Annotated in this window: 3 protein-coding genes; all 3 read right to left on the bottom strand. The window is 70.9% G+C overall.

Annotated elements, in window-relative coordinates; translation table 11 throughout:
- Positions 1 to 444: TSUP family transporter (locus tag Q0112_RS08805; RefSeq protein ID WP_297974077.1), on the bottom strand; the 444-nt coding region annotated here is incomplete at its 3' end.
- A gap of 11 nt (positions 445 to 455) precedes the next feature.
- Positions 456 to 1,526: an ABC transporter ATP-binding protein gene (locus tag Q0112_RS08800; protein WP_297974074.1), complete on the bottom strand. Its 1,071-nt coding sequence runs from the start codon at positions 1,524 to 1,526 to the stop codon at positions 456 to 458.
- A complete protein-coding gene (locus tag Q0112_RS08795) occupies positions 1,526 to 2,308 on the bottom strand; it encodes an ABC transporter permease (protein WP_297974072.1) in 783 nt (260 codons plus the stop codon). Before Q0112_RS08795 ends, Q0112_RS08800 begins: the two co-directional genes overlap by 1 nt.
- Positions 2,309 to 2,553 lie beyond the last annotated feature (245 nt).

The raw sequence follows: 2,553 nt of genomic DNA, 5'->3' as shown, positions 1-2,553 counted from the left end.
GTAGCCGCCGTAGACGCTGACGAGGAAGAGGCCGAGCGCGCCCTGCGGGGTGACGCCGCCGCGGTGGCGGGCCGCCCAGTCGCGGAGCCGGTCGCCGTGGAGGAAGGTCAGGGTCGCGGCGAGGAGCAGGAACGGGACGATGGCCGAGAAGGCCTCGTTCGAGGAGACGAGGAGCAGGAGCGAGCCGGCGAGCCCGCCGAGCAGGGTGATGGCGATGAGACGGGCGAGCTCGCGCTTGCGGAAGCCGGCGAGCTCACGCCGGTAGGCGAGGGCGCCCGAGAGATAGCCGGGGAAGACGGCGACGGCGCTGGTGGCGTTGGCGGCTACCGGGGGAATGCCGGCGAAGACGAGCGCGGGGAAGGTCAGGAAGGTGCCGCCGCCGGCGATGGTGTTGAGGATGCCGGCGCCGAAGGCGGCGATGAGCAGGAGCGGAAGGTCGGTCATCTGCCCGAGCGTCAGGCCTCGGTGAGGAGGGCGTCGACGGTGGCGAAGCTGATCTCGACGGTGTCGCCCACGCCGGGCGGGCGGTGGGCGGTGGTGTTGAAGCTGTCAAAGGAGATGCGCTGGCCCCCGGCCTCGCCCTCGAGCGCGGCGCGGACGCGGACGACGGAGCCGAGGAAGCTCACCTCCTCGACCCTGCCCCGGAGGATGGCGTCGGCGCCGGGCGCCCGGCCGAGCGCGAGGGCCTCGGGGCGGAGTGCCAGCGGGATCTCGGCGCCCGCCGGCGCCTCGATCGGGCGGCCGAGGGTCACCGGCTGGCCGTCGATGGTGACCGCGCCGGTCGCCGGGTCGGTGACGCGGGCGCGGAGCGCGTTCAGGTGGCCGACGAAGGTGGCGACGAAGGGGGTCGCCGGGCGGTTGTAGATGGTGAAGGGGTCGCCGACCTGCTCGGCGACGCCGGCGTTCATCACCACGATCCGGTCGGACATGGAGAGCGCCTCCTCCTGGTCGTGGGTGACGTAGATGGTGGTGATGCCGAGCTTGCGCTGGATGGCGCGGATCTCCTGGCGCAGCGAGACGCGGATCTTGGCATCGAGGGCGGAGAGCGGCTCGTCGAGGAGGAGGAGCTTCGGGCGCGGGGCGAGCGCGCGGGCGAGGGCGACGCGCTGCTGCTGGCCGCCGGAGAGCTGGAACGGGTAGCGGGCGCCGAGGTCGGGAAGCTTGATGATGCCGAGCATCTCGGCGACGCGGGCCTGCGCCTCGGCCTTGGGCGTGCCGGCGATCCGGAGGCCGAAGGCGACGTTCTGGGCGACGGTGAGGTTCGGGAAGAGGGCGTAGGCCTGGAAGACCATGCCGATGTTGCGCTGGTTCGGCTTGAGATTGACCACGTCGCGGCCGTCGATGCGGATCGAGCCGGCCGACGGGGTCTCGAAGCCGGCGACCATCCGGAGCGTCGTCGTCTTGCCGCAGCCGGAGGGGCCGAGGAAGGAGATGAACTCGCCCTGCGCCACGTCGAGGTTGAAGTCGCGGACCACGTGGGTGGCGCCGTAGTATTTCTCGAGCTTCGCGATTTCGAGGAAGGCCATCAGCGGCGGACCTGGGTGTGCTTCTGGAAACGGGTGACGAGGTTGATGAGCCCCATGCAGGCCCAGGTGATGGCGAAGGCGATCACGGCGAGGGCGGCGGGCTCGTAGGCGCGGTTGGCGCCGAGCACCTGCAGGTAGGGGCCGAAGGCGGGGCGGTTGAGCAGCGCCGCCATGGTGAACTCGCCGATGACGATGGCGAAGGTGAGGAAGGCGCCGGAGAGGACGGCGACCAGGACGTTGGGCAGGATGACGCGGGCCATGATGGTGATCCAGCCGGCGCCGAGCGACTGGGCGGCCTCGGTCAGCGTGGCGACGTCGATGGCGCGCAGGCCGGTGTCGACGGCACGGTACATGTAGGGGAGGGCGAGCATGGTGTAGCCGGCGAGGAGGAGGAAGTTGGTGCCGGAGGCGGTGCCGGTCAGCGGCAGGATCGAGGAGGTGTTGTAGAGGCGGATGTAGCCGAAGACGATGACGATGGCCGGGATGACGAGGGGGAGGAGCGTCAGGAACTCGACGAAGGGGCGCCAGCCGGGGAGCTTGAGGCGGACCCAGTAGGCGGTCGGGACGACGATGAGGACGCCGAGGAGAATGGTGAAGAGGGCCATCACCACCGAGTAGGTGAAGGTGGCCTGGAAGCGCGGGTCGGCGAGGACGACGCGGTAGGCATCGAGGGAGTAGACGCCGCGGCGCATGCGGAGGGAGAATTCGAGCGTGCCGATCAGCGGCACGAAGAAGTAGATCATGCCGATGGCGAAAGCGATCCAGGCCCAGAGGCGGCTCATGCGCGGCCCCCGGCGCATGACGCGGGCACCACGCGCGCGAGATCGTGGGTAAGCCCGTGGATCGAGGGCGATCCATCTTCGTCAGGATTTCCCGCGGCGGGCCCGTGGCGGCGTGTCGGGGGGGAGCGCCATCCTCGGGGGGCCTGAAGGCCCCCGCTCGGGCGGCGCTTGGCGGTCGGCCGCCTTTGCGGCCTCCCTCCGGCAGAAAGCGGCCGCAGGCGGCCGCTTGAGTCGTTTTTCTCCCC

This window comes from uncultured Amaricoccus sp. (assembly GCF_937858865.1).
Lineage (GTDB): Bacteria > Pseudomonadota > Alphaproteobacteria > Rhodobacterales > Rhodobacteraceae > Amaricoccus.
The sequence above is the reverse complement of the archived record's forward strand: the minus strand, read 5'-3'. Positions and strand labels throughout refer to the sequence as shown.

What these genes read in the sequence shown, in the direction of transcription:
- Q0112_RS08795 (WP_297974072.1), bottom strand. Translation starts at nt 2,308, where the DNA reads ATGAGCCGCCTCTGGGCCTGGATCGCTTTCGCCATCGGCATGATCTAC.
- Q0112_RS08800 (WP_297974074.1), bottom strand. Translation starts at nt 1,526, where the DNA reads ATGGCCTTCCTCGAAATCGCGAAGCTCGAGAAATACTACGGCGCCACC.